We start from the raw sequence: 15,764 nt of genomic DNA on the forward strand, positions 1-15,764 counted from the left end.
ACCCGGCCTTCGGCCCCGGCCGGGGCCACCGCGGACCGCAACGGTGCAACCCCCACCCGGCCCCGCTGGCCCACCGGGCTTCCCTCACCCCTGGGCCGCGGTGTCCAGCAGCCAGTTGTAGCGCAGGCGCAGGGCGCGCTCCGTGCTGGCCGCCGCGGCGCCGAGCGTGAGCGCGGTGTTGAGCCACACGGGCAGGTGGACGGGCGAGGTGAACGTCCCGAAGCGCTCGGCCACGGGAGGCACCCGGAAGACCGCCTCGGCGAGCTGGGGGACGAGCAACAGCGCGGGGACGACGAGTAGGAGCAGCGAGAGGACACCGATCCAGCGGCTCAGCACGGGGTGCCCGCGGTCCAACCGCGCGCGGCGCCCCTCGCCGGAGCGGCGGTCCGGGACGAGCTGGTGCTCGGTCCCCTCGTCGGTGACGTAGTGGCAGCGCCTGAGACCGAAGGCCGTCGCCGCCACCTCGATCACCCCGCCCCGCACGGGGAAGGCGGCGGGGAGCCCCGACTCGGCGTGGTGCCTGCCGTCGAGGTACAGGTGGGCCCTGCCCTTGCCGTCCTCCGAGAAGAACCGCTGCGTGTGGTCGACGTGGACGGCGTAGACCGTCCGCCGACCGTCGGCGTCGCCCAGCGCGAGGTAGAACAGGGCACGGGACGCCAGCTGCCACCACCGGAAGGGCTTCAGCGGACGACCGTTCCCGGGCCTGACCCGTCGCACGGCCCGACGCCGACGCCGCTCCTCGAACATCCGGGGCTCCCTGCCGTCTCGTGGACTATCGTTCCGTGTTTCGAACCTAGGCCGGAGCGGGCCTGTGACGGAGTGTCACGGATCATGTGTTCCCTGTGCGGTCCGCACGGGTCGGGCATGACAGATGTCATGCGGCGGGGGAGCGCGACCGTGCCGGTTCCGCGCCCGGCACGAACCCGCGCGTCCACCGGCTTGCATCTCAAGCCGCTTGAGGTACCACAGTGGCTCCCATGCACGACCACGAGCTGTACCCCATCGGAGACGCCGCGCGCCGCAGCGGCCTGAGCGTCAGCGCCGTCCGCTTCTACGCCGACGCCGGAGTCGTCGATCCCACGCACCTGACCGACGCGGGCCACCGCCTCTACGACATCGACACCATCGCCCGCCTGGAACTCGTCCGCACCCTGCGCGAGTTGGACACCGACCTGGAGGAGATCCGCCGGCTGCTCGCGGGCGGCACGACCCTGCACGACCTGCTCACCACCCACCTGGAGGTGGTCGAGCGCCAGGAGCGCACCATGCGGGCCAGGAGAGCGGTGCTGCGGACCCTGATCAAGCAGGGCGCCACGACCGCGCGGGCCGACCTGATGCACAAGCTCGTCTCGATGACCGACGAGGAGCGCGAGCAGGTCATCGACGACTTCTGGAACGACGTCGGCGAGGGCCTCGACGTCCCCGAGGGCTTCGTCGACCGGCTGCGCGAGATGCGCCCGGTCCTGCCCGCGGACCCCACGGCCGCCCAACTGGAGGCGTGGATCGAACTGGCCGACCTGGTGCGGGACCCGGAGTTCCGCGAGGCGGTCCGCACCTACCTGCGCGACACCTACTCCACGGACGTGGGCAGGAGCATCGCCAGCCCGCGGTTCCAGGACTTCATGTACGGGAGCGGGACCGAGCTCATGAAGGAGGTCCTGGCCGCGCACCGCGACGGCGAGTCCCCCCGCTCCCCCCGGGCCCAGGAGGCCATCACGCGCTTCATGGAGGAGGCCGCGGGGGTGTCCGACACCTCGCTCACCCGCGAGGTCCGCGACCGGATGGCCGAGGCGTTCCGGCAGATCCCCGATATCGAGCGCCAGATCGCCGAGGAGGACGCCGCCTCCGAGGACCCCGTCTACGACGACACCCACGGCCGGTACCTGTCCCTGGTGGCGGCGGTCAACGGGACCCCGCCCGAGGAGGACACGCTGCCCTACTCCTGGATCGCCGACGCCATGCGCGCCCCGGCCGCCGACTCCTGAGCACCGCACCGCCCCGGGCACGGCGCCCGGGGCGGTGTCCGCACGCGTCAAGGAGGGAAGAATGAAGAATAGGGAGTCCCGGCGTGAGAGTGCGGAACCGCGCCCGATCGTTGCGAGCCGCTTCCGGGACATGGGTTCAGCCCGCGGGAGCGGGCGCCGCGCCGTCAGGGCGTGGTCACCGTCCTGGACGCGGCCACCGCCACCGTCGTGTACCGCATGGTGAACGCGCCTCCCATGCCGTCGACGGCGGCGCCGACACCTTCCAGCACCCGCTCCTGGAGGTCCGGCGGAACCCAGGTGAGGATGCCGAAGGTGGGCATCTGGTCCAGCCACGCGTCCCGGGTGTAGGACCACTCCCAGTCCCACCGCCACCACTCGGGCTCACCGAACCCGCCCGCCTCCCGGATACCGTCGGCCACCCCGGAGAGCAGTCCGGTGTAGTCGCTCCGGCCCCGCGCCGTCATCCCCCGCGGGTCGAACGGCGAGTCGGGCACCACCCGCTGGTAGACGTCGGCGAAGGCCTGCGCCACCTCGGGCGGGAGCTCGAACACGTTCCAGAACGCCGCCAGCACACCGCCGGGGCGCAGCACCCGGGCAGCCTTGGCCGCTCCCGCGACCGGATCCGTCCAGTGCCAGGCCTGGGCGGCGACGACCGCGTCGAACTCCCGGCCGTCCGGGTCCCAGTCCTCCCAAGCGGCCACCTCCACCCCGACCCCGAGCCGACGCGCCAGCTCGGCCATCCGCTCGTCGGGGTCCACGCCCAGCACGCGGCAGCCCGCCGCCTGGAACTGCCGGGAGGCGATGCCGGTACCGCAGCCGACGTCGACGACGTCGGGCCCGGGTGCGGCGTCGGTGACGCGCTCCACCAGGGCGTCGGGATAGCGGGGCCGGGCGCGGTCGTAGCGTTCGGCGTCCGCACCGAAGGACTCCGCCATCCGTCGGTGCCGGTGGGGCTCGTGCGTGGAGGGCCGGGGCCCTTCCGGTGGTAGAGTGGGCATGTGCCCATTAATAGTGGGCATGTGCCCACTCTACCACCGGGCGGGCTCGGGCGAGTCGGACGGAGGACACACGGTTATGCCCACAGGGACGGCCATGCGCGACGCGCGCGAGCGGCTGTTCGATGCCGCGGAACGCGTCCTGCTCAGGGACGGGCCGAGCGCGCTGACCAGCCGGGCGGTCACCGACGAGGCCGACTGCGCCAAGGGCGTCCTGCACCGGCACTTCGCCGACTTCGACGCCTTCCTCGCCGAACTCGTGGCCGACCGTATCGCCCGGGTCGAGACCTGCTCCGCCTCCCTGCGCGACCGCGCGGGGACCGGCACCGTCGCCGACAACCTCGCTGGCGCGCTAACGGACCTGTTCGGGCCGGTCGCCGTGACGATCGTCGGCCTGGTGACCTCCCGGGACGGCCTGCGCGCCCGGCTGCGCCGGACCACGCCGACCGGTGTTCCGCTCCTGACCGAGGCCGCCGCTGGAATCGCCGCCTACCTCGCCCGCGAACGCGAACGGGGCCGCCTCGCGGACGAGGCCGACATCGACACACTCGCACCCACGCTGATCGGAGCCGGACACCTGCTCTTCGCCGACCGCGGGGGGACACCACCCGGCCCAGAGGCCGTCCACAGGGTCGTCACCGCGGTCATCGCCGATGTCGTGCGCGAACCTCCGCCGTGACCGGGAGGGGAGGGCGCGGCCCCGGGACGGTCACAGCAGGGGCCGCAGCTCGTCCTGGCACCAGGCGGCCAGGGTGGTCGGCGTCGTGGTCGCCGCGGTACGGGGCTGCTCGGGGGTGAAGTCCTCACGCAGCCCGGTGGACATGCCCATGACCGCCTCGACGGAGCCCGGCCCCAGGCCCGCGCCCGCGAGCACCTCGCGCATGCGCTCGTCGGGAACGCGTTGGGCGTGCACGCGGCGGCCCGTCACCTCGGTGACCACGGCCGCGGCCCGCTCCCAGCTCAGGTCGGCGGGTCCGTGCACGGCCCGCACGGTCCGGCCCGCCAGATCGGGGTTGAGCAGCAGGCCCACGGCCGTGTCGGCGATGTCGCGCGGCGCCACCCAGGGCATCGGACGGTCCACGGGCAGCACCACCGAGACGGTGCCGGAGCGGATGGCGTCCAGCTCCATCAGCAGGTTGGTGAAGAAGAAGCCGCACCGCAGGTGCGCCACGGTCGCGCCGGTGCCCTCCAGCAGCTGCTCAGTGCGGGCCAGCCCGTCGATCTCCCCGGCCCCGCCGCGCTTCTCCGCGCCGACGCTGCTCTGGAAGACGACGCGGGAGATCCCGTTGGCGGTGACGGCGCGGGCGGCGTGCGCGCCCATCCGGGCGTGCTCGGCGACCGGGTCCTCGGCCGGGACCGGCGGGCTCACCCAGTACAGCGCGTCCACGCCCGCGGTCGCGTCCAGGACCGCGTCCGCATCGCGCTGGTCCACGGCCACCGGGTCGACCCAGTCGGCCAATGCCGGGTCCAACCGGGCCGGGTCGCGCAGCAGCACCCGCGGGCGCACACCCGCGCGGACCAGGCCGGCCACCACGTGGCGGCCGACGTTGCCGGTGGGCGTGGTCACGGCGATACGCATGACGGACTCCTCGTGCTCGACACCAGTGCCCCCACGCTAGGAAGGAAAGCGGTCGGATTCCGGCCACAACCCACGCTTTCCGTTCCCTCGGCGGCGCGAATGTCCGGTACCTTCCGAGGGCGGCGCCCGCTCACGGCGGTCCGCCGCACCCGGGAGCCCCGGGACGGGAACGCCTGCGGGCGGCCCCGCCGCCGGCGGTGATCCGCACCACAACGCCCGCAAGGAGGCCCGCCGCGCCGTGAACGCCCCTACCCCCTCCCACCAGGCAGGACAGGGCTTCTCACCGCGGCCGCGCGCTCCGGGTGAGCCGACTGTTTCCCGCGTGTTACGGCTGGACACCTCCAGGCAACGCGGGCTCCCTACCTTCGGTTTCGTCAGCAGCCGTCGAGCAGGAAGGCACGGCCGTGGCCTCACAGACTGGCCCGCGCGCACCGCGCACCGGTAAGAGCTGGATCTCCGCCTGGGACCCCGAGGACGAAGGGTTCTGGAACGGCGGCGGACGACGCGTGGCCCGCCGCAACCTGTGGGCCTCCATCGCCTCCGAGCACATCGGCTTCTCGGTGTGGAGCATCTGGTCGGTACTCGTGCTCTTCATGATCCCCGAGCACGGCTTCTCCACCACCCCCGAGCAGAAGTTCCTGCTCCTGTCGGTGGTCACCCTGGTCGGCGCGATCCTGCGCGTGCCCTACACCCTGGCCGTGCCCGCCCTCGGCGGACGCAACTGGACGGTCATCTCCACCCTGACCCTGGCCGTGCCCACCGTCGCCGCCTTCTTCCTGGTCCGCGACCCCGACACCCCCTTCTGGCTGCTGCTGGTCCTGGCCGCCACCGCGGGCGTGGGCGGCGGCAACTTCTCCTCCTCCATGGCCAACATCAACTCCTACTTCCCCGAACGGGAGAAGGGGTGGGCGCTGGGCCTGAACGCGGGCGGCGGCAACATCGGCGTGGCCACCGTCCAACTCGTGGGCCTGGCCGTCATCGCCCTGTTCACCACCTCCGCCGGACACCTGGTCCCGCTGTTCTACGCACCGCTGATCCTGCTGGCCGCCTGGTGGGCGTACCGGGCCATGAACAACCTGGTCCACGTGCGCAACGACGTCTCCGCGCAGCTGTCGGCCGTCCGCGACCGCCACTTCTGGATCATGTCGCTGCTGTACGTGGGCACCTTCGGCTCCTTCATCGGCACCGGGTTCGCCTTCGGCCTGCTGCTGCAGTCCCAGTTCGGGCTGGCGCCCGTGCAGTCCGCCGCGATCGCCGTGCTCGGCCCGGTCATCGGCTCCCTGATCCGCCCCGTGGGCGGCAGGATGGCCGACTCCCTGGGCGGGGCCCGCGTCACCCTGTGGGTCTTCCTGGCCATGGCCGCCTGCGCCGCCGTCCTGGTGCTCTCCGTCCAGGCCGCCCACCTGGCCCTGTTCATCGGCGCGTTCGCGGTGATGTTCGTCCTCACCGGCCTGGGCAACGGCTCCACCTACAAGATGATCCCCTCCCTGTACGCCGCACGCGCCGAGGACGCCATCGCCGCCGGGGAACCCCGGGAACAGGCCCTGGCCCGCACCAAGCGCGTGGCCTCCTCCGTGCTCGGCCTCATCGGCGCGGTCGGCGCCCTGGGCGGGGTGGGAGTCAACATCGCCTTCCGCGAGTCCTTCGCCGCCACCGGCTCCACCGCCCCGGCCTTCGTCGTCTTCGGCGCCTTCTACCTGGTGTGCGCCGCCGTCACCTGGGCGGTCTACCTGCGCCGCCCCGCCGCCGCCCCGGTCGGCGCCGCCAGCGTGGAGAGCGCCGACCGATGACCACCACGCACTGCCCCTACTGCGCGCTCCAGTGCGCCATGCACCTGGAGCCCGGCCCCGACGGGCGCCTGGCCGCCCGCCCCGCACCCTTCCCCACCAACCGCGGGGGACTGTGCCGCAAGGGCTGGACCTCCGCCGAGGTCCTCACCGTCCCCGACCGCCTCACCCGCCCCCTGGTACGCAAGGACCGCGGCGCCGACCTGGTCGAGACCGACTGGGACACCGCCCTGGACCACGTCGCCGAACGCCTGCTGGCCCTGCGCGCCGAGTCCGGCCCCGACACCGTCGCGGTCTTCGGCAGCGGCGGCCTGACCAACGAGAAGTCCTACACCCTGGGCAAGTTCGCCCGCCTGGCCCTGGGCACCTCCCAGATCGACTACAACGGCCGGTTCTGCATGTCCTCGGCCGCGGCCGGGGGCACGCGGGCCTTCGGCCTGGACCGGGGGATGCCCTTCCCGCTGACCGACGTCGGCGAGGCCGAGGTGGTCCTGCTGGCCGGGGCCAACCCGGCCGAGACCATGCCGCCGATGATGGGCCACCTGTCCGCGCCCGCCCTCATCGTCATCGACCCCCGCCGCTCGGCCACCGCCCAGGTCGCGCTCTCCGACGGCGGCATGCACCTGGCCCCCCGCCCCGGCACCGACCTGGCCCTGGCCCTGGGGCTGCTGCACGCCGCCCGCGTCCAGGGCTGGTGCGACGAGGAGTTCCTCACCGAGCGCACCACCGGGTTCGAGGCCGCATGGGAGCACGCCGCCGCCTGGTGGCCCGAACGCACCGAACAGGTCACCGGGGTCCCGGCCGCCCGCATCCGCGCCGCCGCCGACCTGCTGGGCCGGGCCGCCCGCAACCGCTCCGCCTACGTCCTGACCGGACGCGGCGCCGAACAGCACGCCAAGGGCACCGACACCGTCTCGGCCTGGATCAACCTGGCCCTGGCGCTGGGCCTGCCCGGCCGCCGGGGCTCGGGGTACGGGTGCATCACCGGCCAGGGCAACGGCCAGGGCGGGCGCGAACACGGCCAGAAGGCCGACCAGCTCCCCGGCTACCGCAGGATCGACGACCCCGCCGCCCGCGCCCACGTGGCCGGGGTGTGGGGCGTGGACCCCGACGCCCTGCCCGGCCCGGGCCGCTCGGCCTTCGAACTCCTCGACGCCCTGGGCAGCGGCGGCGGACCGCGCGCCATGCTGCTGTTCGGATCCAACCCCGTGGTCTCGGCCCCCGACACCGCGCGCGTACGCGCCCGCCTGGCCTCCCTGGACCTGCTGGTGGCCGCCGACTTCGTGCTCTCCGAGACCGCCGCCACGGCCGACGTCGTGCTGCCCGTGGCCCAGTGGGCCGAGGAGGGCGGCACCATGACCAACCTGGAGGGGCGCGTCCTGCGCCGGACCCGGGCCGCCGCCCCGCCCGAGGGGGTGCGCACCGACCTGGAGGTGCTCTCCGCGCTGGCGGTGCGCCTGGGCCAGCCCGCCGACCGCTTCCCCACCGACCCCGACGCCGTCCTGGCCGAACTGGGCCGGGCCTCGGCCGGGGGAGCCGCCGACTACTCCGGCGTCACCCCCGAACGCCTGGCCTCGGGCGAGGCCCTGCACTGGCCCGTGCGCGCGCAGGAACCGCCCACGCCCCGGCTGTTCCTGGACGCCTTCGCCCACCCCGACGGGCGCGCCCGCCTCGTCCCGGTCGCCCACCGCCCGCCCGCCGAGGACACCGACGCCGACTACCCCCTCGTGGCGACCACCGGACGGCTGATGGGCCACTACCAGTCCGGCGCCCAGACCCGCCGCGTCGGCGAACTGGCCCGGGCCGAACCGGAGGCGTACGTGGAGGTGCACCCCGACACCGCCGCGCGCGCCGGACTCGCCGCGGGCGACTGGGCCCGCGTCACCTCCCGGCGCGGCCACACGCGCGCCCGGGTGCGGCTGGTGCCCACCGCACGCCTGGACACGGTGTTCCTGCCCTTCCACTACGCGGGCGCCCAGTCCGCCAACAACCTGACGAACCCGGCGCTGGACCCCACCAGCCGCATGCCCGAGTTCAAGGTGAGCGCGGTGCGGCTGGAACCCGAGGACACGCACACACCAGGAGGCAGCAGTTGAGCACCGTGCAGGGCGCGTCCCCGCGTCAGATCGTGGTCGTGGGCAACGGGATGGTCGGCGCCCGCTTCGCCGAGGAGACCGCACGCCTGGACCCCGACGGAGAACGGGTCCGCGTGAGCGTGGTCGGCGCCGAGCACCACCCCGCCTACAACCGGGTCCTGCTCTCGGGCGTGGTCGCCGGGGACTACACCCCCGAGCAGATCCGCCTGCCCGTCCCCGACACCCCCGGCGTCACCGTGCGCACCGGCACCACCGCCACCGCCCTGGACACCGAGCGGCGCACCGTCACCCTGGACGACGGCAGCACGCTGCCCTACGACGAACTCGTCCTGGCCACCGGGGCGCGCGCCTCCTTCCCACCGGTCACCGGGGTCGCCGGACCCGACGGCGCGCCCGGCGACGGGGTGACGGCCCTGCGCGACCTGGACGACTGCCAACGACTGCTCGCCCTGGCCCGCCCGGGCGCCCCCGTGGTGGTCCTGGGCGGGGGCGTCCTGGGCCTGGAGGCCGCCCGCGGCCTGGTCGGACGCGGCATGCGCGTGTCGGTGGTGGAGTCCTCGCCCTGGATCATGCGCCGCCAGATCGACCAGCCCGCCGCGCGCATCCTGGCCGAACGCTACGCCGCCCTGGGCGTGACCGTGCACTCCTGGCGGGTGGCCGCCCGCTGGGTTCCGGGCACCGGCCTGGAACTGGACGACGGCCGCGTGCTGCCCGGCGACGCCCTGGTGGTCACCGCCGGGGTGCGCGGCAACATCGAACTGGCCAAGGACGCCGGTATCGAGGTCGAGCACGGCGTCATCGTGGACGACCGCCTCGCGACCTCCGACGCCCGCGTGCACGCCATCGGCGACTGCGCCCAGCACCCCGGCGGCGGAGCCGGACTCATCCAGCCCGGCTGGGAGCAGGCCGCCGTCCTGGCCCGGCGCCTGACCGGCGCCGCGCCGCACGCCCTCTACTCCGGGGCCAGGCCGCTGACCCGGCTCAAGGCGGAGGGGATCGAGCTGACCGCGTTCGGGCGGGTGCACGAGGAGGACGCCGACGGCCTGGAGACGGTGACCATCAGCGACCCCTACGGCGGCCGCTACGCCAAGCTGTCGGTGAGCGAGGAGAAGGTGGTGGGCGCGGTGCTGCTGGGCTTCCCCGAGGCCGCCGCGACCCTGGCCCAGCTCTACGACACGGGCGCCCCGGTGCCCGCCGACCGGCTGGCGCTGCTCCAGGGGCTGCCGACCGCCGCTGCGGAGCAGGCCGACGGCGCGGCCGCCGATGCGCTGGTGTGCCGGTGCAACGCCGTCAGCCGCACCGAGATCGAACAGGCCTGGCTGGACGGGGCGCGCACCCGCGAGGCCATCGCCGAACGGACCCGGGCCACGACGGGCTGCGGGGGGTGCGTGCGGGACGTGCGGGCGCTGCTGTCGGGGATGCAGGGCCAGGCCACCGCGGGGGTCTGACCCCGGGGGACGCGGCCCGGAACCTCCCCCGGGCCGGACGGACGGGGTCCGTCCGGCCCGGGGGAGCCGGGCGCGCCCGGGCGGAGCGTCCGGCCCCGAAGGGGGCGGGAGGGGGAGGGCCGGGGTGTCGCGGAGCCTGAGCCGGGAGCCGACTACTGGCCCCGGCGGCCGTCGACGCGCTCGCGCAGAAGGTCGGCGTGCCCGTTGTGGCGGGCGTACTCCTCCACCATGTGCACCAGAACCTGACGCAGGTCCCACACCCGGTCGTTGTGGGGGTCGGTCCAGGCGGGGCTCTCCAGGTCGGGGGCGCCGGCCACGAACGCGTCGGTGTGGGCGCACTCGGCCCGCCATGTCGCCCAGGCCTCCTCCACCACGGCCGGATCGGCCACCGCACCGTCGAAGTCCCCGTCGGGTTCGGACGCGCTGGCGTAGAGCAGGGGCGCCTGCTCGCGGCTCCGCCCGCCCAGGCGGCACCGGAACCAGGCCCGCTCCACCTCCGACATGTGCCGCACCAGCCCCAGCAGGGACATGGTGGAGGGCGGCACCGAACGGCGGGCCAGCGCGTCGGCGTCCAGACCCGAGCACTTCAGTTCCAGGGTCGTGCGCTGCAGGTGCAGGAACTCGACCAGGACGGCGTGTTCGCCGACGGGGCGGGGGCGGCCCTCGCGGGGGTCCTCGTCCGGGGCCAGGAACATGTCCGCGCGCTGTGTGCTCATGGGGGGAGCATCATCCACCCGCCGCCGGTGCGCAACGGGTTTTCCCGCCCCGCCCGGCCGCCGTCGGGGTTTCGGGGGTTCCGGCTGGGCACGAGCGGGGGAGAGTCTGGCGGTGGGCGTACGCCGGGGTCAGCGCAGCGCGAGGACCACGCACAGGAACGCGACCAGGGAGGCCAGGGTGCGCACGTTGTTCCAGCGCACCCACACCGGCTCGAAGTCGGCGCGCACGGCGGCCGGGTCCGCGATCCGCTCGGCCGGGCCCTGCCGGTCCAGGACGTTGTTGCGCGGGACGTTGACCGCGAAGGTGGACACCAGGGCCACGACCAGGCAGAGCAGCGCCGCCCCCGACCACACGGCGGAGGCGGTCGCGCCGACGCTGGCGTGGAGCACGGCGCAGGCCAGCACCGCCACCGGGGCGCCGATGAAGACCACGGCGAAGAACGGGTTGAGGATGGCGACGTTGATCCCCTGCATCGCCTCGATCATCGCCCGGTCCCCGGACCTGCGCAGACCCGGCATCACCGCGATCGAGAACGCGAAGAACAACCCGGCGAACAGACCTGTCGCCACCACGGCGAGTACCGGAACGACCACGTGCACCATCTCCGCCACGCCACACCCCGGATTCTGTTGTCCTGCCCGCGTGTTATGGGCGGATTCTACGTGCCGCGCGGAACGTCCACGGCACTCCCGTCCCTCGACGTAACGGGCGGCACCACCGGCCCGTCCCGCGTACCCGCCGCACCGCCCGCCCTTCGGGCGACGCACCGCGTACCACTCCCGCAGGCCGCACACCGCTCCGCGCGACACCCACCGCGGGTGAACGGAGAGGGCCGGCCGCCGCCCGCCGCGAACGGGACCGCGCCGGGAACTGCGGGTCAGCCGTGCCACTCGCAGAAGAGCACCGTGGCGTCGTCGCCGAACCTGCCGTGGTGGTACTCCAGCACCGCGTGCACCAGGCGCCGCAGCGTCTCGGGAACCGGCATGTTGTCGGCCTGGTGGCGGATGACGAAGTCCACGAACCGCTCCACACCGAACTCGCGCCCCTCGGAGTCGCGCGCCTCGATGATGCCGTCGGTGTACAGCAGCAGCCGGTCGCCGGGTTCGAGCTGTTCGCGGCACACCGTCACCGGCAGCCCCAGGTCCATCCCCAGCGGGTGGGAGGGCTCGCACTCCAGGTCGCGGACCTCCTCGCCCCGGATGAGCACCGGCGGCAGGTGCCCGCAGTTGACCCAGTACAGCTCCCCGGTGGCCATGTTCAGCTCGGCCAGGATCGCGGTGGCGAATCGGGTGCGCACGAACTCCTGGATCAGGGTGTGCTCCACCCCCCGGCACACGTCGACCAGCGGGGTGCCCTTGCGGCGCTCGTTGCGAAAGGCCCCCACGGCCAGGTTCGCGATGAGCCCGGCGGCGGTGTCGTGGCCCATGGCGTCGAACATCGCCAGGTGGGCGGTCTCCCCGTCCAGGGCGTAGTCGAAGGAGTCCCCGGCGTTGTCGTAGGCCGGTTCGGTGGCGGCCGAGATCGTCACCCGCGAGTCGGCGAAGGTGCCGGGCGGCATGAGCGTCCACTGCATCTCCGCCGAGACCGACATGGGCTTGGTGCGGATCAGCCGGGCGTAGGCGTCGCTGTTGGAGCGCTTGGCGATGACCAGCAGCGCCACCATGGAGGCCAGGTCGCGCATCGCCGAGCGGTCGGGGTCGCCCGGGTAGCTCACGTGCAGCACGCCCAGGCGCTCGGCGCCGTCCAGGACCGGCACCCAGTAGCGCTGCTCGTCCTCCATCCGCACCGTCACACCCGTGACGTAGGCCTGACCGGCCGGGGAGTCGTCCACCAGCAGGTCCTCACCGCCCCGGTGGGCGTCGATGCCCTCTCCCGTGACCTCGCGCAGGACCTGCTGCTGGTGGTCGGCCAGGTAGATGCGCGCCTGGGAGAGCCCGGCGCTGTCGGCCTTCTTGGCCACGAGTGCGGGTAGTTCCTCGAAGGTGGCCAGGTGTCCGGCCCGCACGAGGGAGACCATCAGCTCGTTGGACGCGTGTTGCACCGTCATGGCAGCACCCCGGAATCCGGCACGGCAGCCGTTCGTCTCACGACTCCCCGCCCGCCGTGCCATCTTTCGACCAGAAAATACATCTTCGCACGTGAGAGCCTGACCGAACAGGCCACGGCCCTCATCGAAACCTCCCTCGGAGCGCCCAGTCCGAAACCGCTCCCCCCTCGGAAAGAGCGGCGACTCCACGCCCGCTCACCGGTCGGCGGTGCGTTCCCCGCGTTCCCCCACCGCGCGGACGTCCGGCGCGTGGGGGACGGTGTCCGCGAGCGCGAGTTCGGGGGACGTCCGTTCCCGGGGCCGCGGACGCCCTTCGGGGCCGACCGGCTCCCGCCCCCGCGGGTCGTCCAGCGAGCGGAACACCGGGGCGACCAGGGCGGCGACCGCCGTGACGCCCGCCAGCACGGCGAGGACGGCTCCGGCGACGGGCAGCCCGGCCGCGGCGGCCACGGCCGCGAGCGGGGCGCTGGTGAGGGCGGGCGCGGCGAGCATGACCGTGTTCTGCGCCCCCAGGACCCGGCCGCGCATGCGGTCCGGGGTGGCCTCGACGGTCAGGACGCCGAGCACCGCCGAGGCCGGTGCGAAGGTCATCCCCACCAGGGCCGCGGCGCCCAGCACCAGCCACGGGGAGGCCATGGTGCCGACCGCGCCGAACCCGACCAGGGTGCCGCTCATGCCGAGGACGAACCAACTGCGGCGGCGGACCCGCCCGGCGGTGGCGGCGTAGAGCGCGGACCCGGCGATGCTGCCCGCCGCGAGCGCGCTCAGCGTCAGCCCGGTGAGCCCGGGAAGCCCCTGACCGGTGAAGTAGGCGGGCATGAGGGTGGTCTGCAGCGAACTCAGGACGGCGACGAGCACCGCGCCGATCACAGTGGTGCCGAGCAGGAGCCGGGTGCGGCCCAGGAACCGCCATCCCTCCAGCAGGTCGGTCACCGCCCGGCGCACCGAGCCGCCAGGTGCGGCCGCGCCGGAGGCCTCAGCGGTGTCGGCCGGATCGGGGCGCCGACGGTCGATCCGACCGGTCCGCGGGTCCAGCAGGAGGGTCGTGGCCGCGGCGAGCAGGCTCGTGACGGCGGTCACCAGCAGCAGCGCCGAGGACAGCCCGAGCAGCCCCACGAGCAGCCCGCCCAGGCCGGGACCGGCCAGCAGCAGGACGCTGCCCATGGTCTCGCGGGTGGCGATCAGCCGGTCCAGCCTCCCCGGACCGGCGGCGCCACCCCGACCACCCCGACCACCCGGCCGGTCGGCTCCGAGTCGGGCCAGGGCGGGCAGCAGCGTCTCCTGAGCCGTCATCCCGGGCACGCGGATCACCGCCCCCACGACGGCCAGGGCCAGGAACCAGGCCATGTTCAGGCCCCACAGGGCGTCGACGACCGGCAGCGCCGCCACCGACAGGGCGGCGAGCAGGTCGGAGACCACCGAGACCCAGCGGCGGTCGATCCGGTCCACGATCAGACCGCAGACGAGCCCCGCCAGGGCGGAGGCCGCCGTGGACGCGGTCGCGAGCACGCCCGCCGCCAGCACGTCGCCGGTGCGTTCCAGGACGAGCAGCGGCATCACCACGCCGGCGATGCCCTTGCCCAACAACGACAGCCCGTACGAGGCGAAGTAGACCGTGGCGCTGCGGCGCATGACCGTCTGGCCTCCCATCGGTGTTCGGGTCGGGTGGTGCCGTTCCCCCGCCTCCCGGCCGTGCCGGGAACGCGGGGTGAACCGTGTTCCAGCAAAGGCTGTGCCGTCGCGGCACACTCAAGACCCCGAACCTGTGGCGTGGGCCACTGCGCCGAAGAGAACCGACGATGCCCCGCCCGAACCGGGGAAGGCCCGCGCCCGGCGTGAGCCGGACACGGGCCTTCCCCGGGGACGCGGTCGTCAGGACGTGCGCGTGTCGGGCGCCGTACGCGCCGCTCCGACTCAGCGGGCCCCGGATGCCCTGAGGATGTCACCGGGCAGCACCTCGGGCAGCCCGCGCCCGCACCCCGCGCACTCCGCCCGGCGCCGCACCGCGTAGGCGGCCGTGGCCACCCCCAGCGCCGCGCCCCACACCGCCATCGACGCGAACGCCACCGTGTGCAGCGGCTCGGCGGTCAGCAGCGAACGCGCCTGCGCGTCCAGGAGCTCCACCACGACGCTGCGGCCCATCGCCACCAGCGCCACCGCCACCAGGGTCGCGGGCACCACCGCCAGCCCCACCGGCACCCGGCGACCGGCCAGACCGGCCGTCCACCACGGGAAGCGCACGCCCCAGCGCTGCACGAGCCCCAGCATCAGCACCACGCCCACCAGGCCGGCCGTGCCCAGCCCCACCCCGATGACGATCGTGCCGCCGTCGGCCGCCATGGCGTCGAACTGCTCCCGGCCGACCCCCACCGGGATCCCGAAGAGCCAGGGCAGGCGCAGCGACGGGTAGAACAGGGCCACCACACAGGCCAGGGCCACCGCGATCCGGCCCACCCGCAGCGCCCGGGTCCGCGCCGCGCGCTCACGCCCGGCGTTCCACTCCGGCGCGCGCCCGCAGCGCTGGCAGGCGCCGCGCACCGCACGGCGGTGGGTGAGCGCCGCCGCCACCCACACCGCCACGCCCGCCGCGAAAAACAGGGTGGACAGGTGGGAGGCGGTGAAGGTCGCCTCCGCCCACAGCCGCAACAGGTCGGGCACGGCCCACCCCGCCACCGGCAGGATCATCGAGTACCCCAGCCAGGACAGCAGCTGACTGTCCACGAACACCAGCAGCACCACCGCGCCCAGCGTCCAGCAGACCGCCTCGACCACACGGCCCCCGGCTCCCCGCGGGCGCAGCATGAGCACGGCGCACACCGCGCCCACCGCGCCCAGCAGCAGGGACACCGCCCCCGGGACCGTCCGGGCGTTCAGCGGCCCCGAGGCGTCCGGGGCGACCAGGGAGAACAGCGAGCCGAACCCGCCCTGCCCGGGGACGCCCGCCGGGACCACCCCGCTCAGCCAGGCCAGCCCCAGGGCCAGGGCCACCGCCGACCAGGCCAGGGCCGTCCAGGGGGCGGCGGTGGGCCGCAGGTGTTCGTGGCGGGTCCGGGTGACAGATGGTGGGGCGGCCATGGCCTGCTCCTCGTCTCAGGTGCGGTCGTTACCAC

General features: G+C 74.3%; 13 protein-coding genes. 5 read left to right on the forward strand and 8 right to left on the reverse strand.

From position 1 onward, the window contains the following. Positions 1 to 84: 84 nt before the first annotated feature. A complete protein-coding gene (locus tag NDAS_RS10690) occupies positions 85 to 747 on the reverse strand; it encodes a hypothetical protein (protein WP_013153190.1) in 663 nt (220 codons plus the stop codon). Between the two features lie 230 nt (positions 748 to 977). On the opposite strand from NDAS_RS10690, the gene NDAS_RS10695 reads away from it, so the two are divergent. Further along, positions 978 to 1,985, forward strand: a complete 1,008-nt coding sequence (locus NDAS_RS10695) for a helix-turn-helix domain-containing protein (protein WP_041552683.1) — start codon at positions 978 to 980, stop codon at positions 1,983 to 1,985. 164 nt (positions 1,986 to 2,149) lie between these two features. Here NDAS_RS10695 and NDAS_RS10700 read toward each other — a convergent pair whose 3' ends face one another. Beyond that, on the reverse strand, positions 2,150 to 2,983 hold the full coding sequence (locus NDAS_RS10700) for a class I SAM-dependent methyltransferase (RefSeq protein ID WP_071622123.1): 834 nt from the start codon (positions 2,981 to 2,983) through the stop codon (positions 2,150 to 2,152). 76 nt (positions 2,984 to 3,059) lie between these two features. Here NDAS_RS10700 and NDAS_RS10705 point away from each other — a divergent pair, with 76 nt between their 5' ends. Continuing rightward, positions 3,060 to 3,659 (forward strand): TetR/AcrR family transcriptional regulator, encoded by a 600-nt coding sequence (locus NDAS_RS10705; RefSeq protein ID WP_013153193.1) that lies wholly within the window; start codon positions 3,060 to 3,062, stop codon positions 3,657 to 3,659. 30 nt (positions 3,660 to 3,689) lie between these two features. Here the strand turns inward: NDAS_RS10705 and NDAS_RS10710 are convergent, their stop codons facing one another. Continuing rightward, entirely contained in the window at positions 3,690 to 4,559 is an 870-nt protein-coding gene (locus NDAS_RS10710; protein ID WP_013153194.1) for an NmrA family NAD(P)-binding protein, read from the reverse strand. A 404-nt stretch (positions 4,560 to 4,963) separates the two neighbouring features. Between NDAS_RS10710 and NDAS_RS10715 the strand changes: the two genes are divergently transcribed. The 3 genes from NDAS_RS10715 to NDAS_RS10725 are packed head-to-tail and all read left to right on the forward strand — an operon-like array spanning position 4,964 to position 9,890. Next, on the forward strand, positions 4,964 to 6,349 hold the full coding sequence (locus NDAS_RS10715) for an MFS transporter (protein ID WP_013153195.1): 1,386 nt from the start codon (positions 4,964 to 4,966) through the stop codon (positions 6,347 to 6,349). Further along, positions 6,346 to 8,442: a molybdopterin oxidoreductase family protein gene (locus NDAS_RS10720; RefSeq protein WP_013153196.1), complete on the forward strand. Its 2,097-nt coding sequence runs from the start codon at positions 6,346 to 6,348 to the stop codon at positions 8,440 to 8,442. Before NDAS_RS10715 ends, NDAS_RS10720 begins: the two co-directional genes overlap by 4 nt. Then, complete coding sequence (locus tag NDAS_RS10725) at positions 8,439 to 9,890, forward strand: FAD-dependent oxidoreductase (protein ID WP_013153197.1); 1,452 nt, start codon at positions 8,439 to 8,441, stop codon at positions 9,888 to 9,890. Before NDAS_RS10720 ends, NDAS_RS10725 begins: the two co-directional genes overlap by 4 nt. A 152-nt stretch (positions 9,891 to 10,042) precedes the next feature. On the opposite strand, the gene NDAS_RS10730 is transcribed toward NDAS_RS10725, so the two are convergent. The 5 genes from NDAS_RS10730 to NDAS_RS10750 all read right to left on the reverse strand — a co-directional run bounded on the left by NDAS_RS10730 (position 10,043) and on the right by NDAS_RS10750 (position 15,729). Beyond that, positions 10,043 to 10,606: a DinB family protein gene (locus NDAS_RS10730; RefSeq protein WP_013153198.1), complete on the reverse strand. Its 564-nt coding sequence runs from the start codon at positions 10,604 to 10,606 to the stop codon at positions 10,043 to 10,045. Between the two features lie 129 nt (positions 10,607 to 10,735). After that, entirely contained in the window at positions 10,736 to 11,218 is a 483-nt protein-coding gene (locus NDAS_RS10735) for an anthrone oxygenase family protein (protein ID WP_041552689.1), read from the reverse strand. A 266-nt stretch (positions 11,219 to 11,484) separates the two neighbouring features. Beyond that, positions 11,485 to 12,654, reverse strand: a complete 1,170-nt coding sequence (locus NDAS_RS10740) for a PP2C family protein-serine/threonine phosphatase (protein WP_013153200.1) — start codon at positions 12,652 to 12,654, stop codon at positions 11,485 to 11,487. 195 nt (positions 12,655 to 12,849) lie between these two features. Next, on the reverse strand, positions 12,850 to 14,304 hold the full coding sequence (locus tag NDAS_RS10745; RefSeq protein WP_071622126.1) for an MFS transporter: 1,455 nt from the start codon (positions 14,302 to 14,304) through the stop codon (positions 12,850 to 12,852). A gap of 264 nt (positions 14,305 to 14,568) precedes the next feature. Then, positions 14,569 to 15,729: a hypothetical protein gene (locus tag NDAS_RS10750; RefSeq protein WP_013153202.1), complete on the reverse strand. Its 1,161-nt coding sequence runs from the start codon at positions 15,727 to 15,729 to the stop codon at positions 14,569 to 14,571. Between the last annotated feature and the right edge of the window lie 35 nt (positions 15,730 to 15,764).

The organism is Nocardiopsis dassonvillei subsp. dassonvillei DSM 43111 (genome assembly GCF_000092985.1).
GTDB lineage: Bacteria > Actinomycetota > Actinomycetes > Streptosporangiales > Streptosporangiaceae > Nocardiopsis > Nocardiopsis dassonvillei.

Coding starts and splice junctions, on each gene's coding strand:
- NDAS_RS10690 (WP_013153190.1), bottom strand. CDS start 747: ATGTTCGAGGAGCGGCGTCGGCGTCGGGCCGTGCGACGGGTCAGGCCC.
- NDAS_RS10695 (WP_041552683.1), top strand. CDS start 978: ATGCACGACCACGAGCTGTACCCCATCGGAGACGCCGCGCGCCGCAGC.
- NDAS_RS10700 (WP_071622123.1), bottom strand. CDS start 2,983: ATGCCCACTCTACCACCGGAAGGGCCCCGGCCCTCCACGCACGAGCCC.
- NDAS_RS10705 (WP_013153193.1), top strand. CDS start 3,060: ATGCCCACAGGGACGGCCATGCGCGACGCGCGCGAGCGGCTGTTCGAT.
- NDAS_RS10710 (WP_013153194.1), bottom strand. CDS start 4,559: ATGCGTATCGCCGTGACCACGCCCACCGGCAACGTCGGCCGCCACGTG.
- NDAS_RS10720 (WP_013153196.1), top strand. CDS start 6,346: ATGACCACCACGCACTGCCCCTACTGCGCGCTCCAGTGCGCCATGCAC.
- NDAS_RS10730 (WP_013153198.1), bottom strand. CDS start 10,606: ATGAGCACACAGCGCGCGGACATGTTCCTGGCCCCGGACGAGGACCCC.
- NDAS_RS10740 (WP_013153200.1), bottom strand. CDS start 12,654: ATGACGGTGCAACACGCGTCCAACGAGCTGATGGTCTCCCTCGTGCGG.
- NDAS_RS10745 (WP_071622126.1), bottom strand. CDS start 14,304: ATGGGAGGCCAGACGGTCATGCGCCGCAGCGCCACGGTCTACTTCGCC.
- NDAS_RS10750 (WP_013153202.1), bottom strand. CDS start 15,729: ATGGCCGCCCCACCATCTGTCACCCGGACCCGCCACGAACACCTGCGG.